This window comes from Petrocella sp. FN5 (assembly GCF_029210395.1).
GTDB lineage: Bacteria > Bacillota > Clostridia > Lachnospirales > Vallitaleaceae > Petrocella.
The window spans coordinates 1-1,398 of record NZ_JARGDP010000183.1 but is presented as its reverse complement, the minus strand read 5'-3'; the positions used below and the strand labels follow the sequence as shown (position 1 = coordinate 1,398).

The window sequence follows — 1,398 nt, the reverse complement described above, 5'->3', positions numbered from 1 at the left end:
CATTTGAGACTTTACAATTGGAAAACGATTGTGTTAGAATAATCAAGAATATACATAAAAACTTTTATCAAGTAATAATCATTACAAGGAGGAAGAAAATGGATAACTATGAAGTTGTTTTAGATTTTTTTAAAAATCAAGAAGAACCGGTCAATGCCGGTAAAGTTGCAGACGGTACAGGCGTTGAGCGAAAAGAAGTGGATAAGATCATGAAAAAAATGAAAACAGAAGAAGTGATTGTATCACCAAAACGTTGTTATTGGTCATTTAATAAGTAGCTCAACTTTCCCATTTGTTAGTATTCTTAGTGACAAGACCAATTTGTTAAATGAGAGCTTGGAATCATCTGTAAAGTTGAGTTGTTAAAAAGGCCCTTCCAACGATGTCCAAAGCTACATATAGCTTGACTTTTAAAGAATATTATAATAAAATAACATGGACATGAAAATGAAAAATGACATGCAAAAACTCGTATAATTCAGCAATATGGGCTGAAAGTTTCTACAAACTACCGTAAATAGTTATAGCTATGAGTTCCTAAATGATGCAAGCGTATCGCTTATTTTTGGCACTCGCCAAAGGAAACGATTTGTTGCGATATTTATTGAACTCTGCTTATGCAGAGTTTTTGTTATTTCAAAGGGAATGGTTACTTTCCTTTTGATACAAGATTTAATTAGCGTATGGTTTACATTTGCGCAAGGAAGACGGACTTCATTTTATGGTCAACCAGATAGAAATATGTTAGAGCAGGAGAATAGAATGGACTTACTTAAACAACGTATTTTAGAAGAAGGCAGAACCATCGGTGAAGAGATTATAAAAGTAGATTCCTTTCTGAATCATCAGATTGATGTCGGTCTCTTTGTTGAAATGGGAAAAGAGTTCAGAAGGTTATTTGATAGCAAAAAAATCACCAAACTGCTAACTATAGAGGCATCCGGTATAGCAATTGCTTCTATTGCAGCTTTAGAGTTTAACGTTCCTGTCGTGTTTGCGAAAAAGGCCCAGTCTAGGAATCTAGATAAAGAGATTTATACAAGTAAAGTTTACTCATTTACAAAGCAGATTACCTATGATGTTATGGTTTCAAAACAATATTTATCAAGTGAGGATCATGTATTGATATTAGATGATTTTCTGGCGAATGGTAAAGCAGCTCTTGGCTTAATTGACATAGCAAGACAAGCCGGTGCAACTGTAGAAGGGGTTGGCATTGTTATTGAAAAAGGCTTTCAATCCGGAGGACAGTTACTTAGAGAACAAGGTATTAAGGTAGAATCATTAGCAATTATAGATCGGATTCGGGACGGGAAGGTTACTTTTTTAGATTAAAGAAATACCCAATGCAAAAGGATGACAATATAAATAAATCATCTGATTGTATAATTATAAGCT

At 33.9% G+C, this 1,398-nt stretch carries 2 protein-coding genes and 1 riboswitch; both genes read left to right on the top strand.

Going from position 1 to position 1,398, the window contains the following annotated elements:
• The first annotated feature begins 98 nt into the window (after positions 1 to 98).
• A complete protein-coding gene (locus P0N36_RS15345) occupies positions 99 to 278 on the top strand; it encodes a MarR family transcriptional regulator (RefSeq protein WP_275843765.1) in 180 nt (59 codons plus the stop codon).
• A 171-nt stretch (positions 279 to 449) separates the two neighbouring features.
• Positions 450 to 550, top strand: a riboswitch (purine riboswitch).
• A 212-nt stretch (positions 551 to 762) separates the two neighbouring features.
• Complete coding sequence (locus tag P0N36_RS15340; RefSeq protein ID WP_275843763.1) at positions 763 to 1,335, top strand: xanthine phosphoribosyltransferase; 573 nt, start codon at positions 763 to 765, stop codon at positions 1,333 to 1,335.
• The last annotated feature ends 63 nt before the right edge of the window (positions 1,336 to 1,398 follow it).

Coding starts and splice junctions, on each gene's coding strand:
- P0N36_RS15345 (WP_275843765.1), top strand. CDS start 99: ATGGATAACTATGAAGTTGTTTTAGATTTTTTTAAAAATCAAGAAGAA.
- P0N36_RS15340 (WP_275843763.1), top strand. CDS start 763: ATGGACTTACTTAAACAACGTATTTTAGAAGAAGGCAGAACCATCGGT.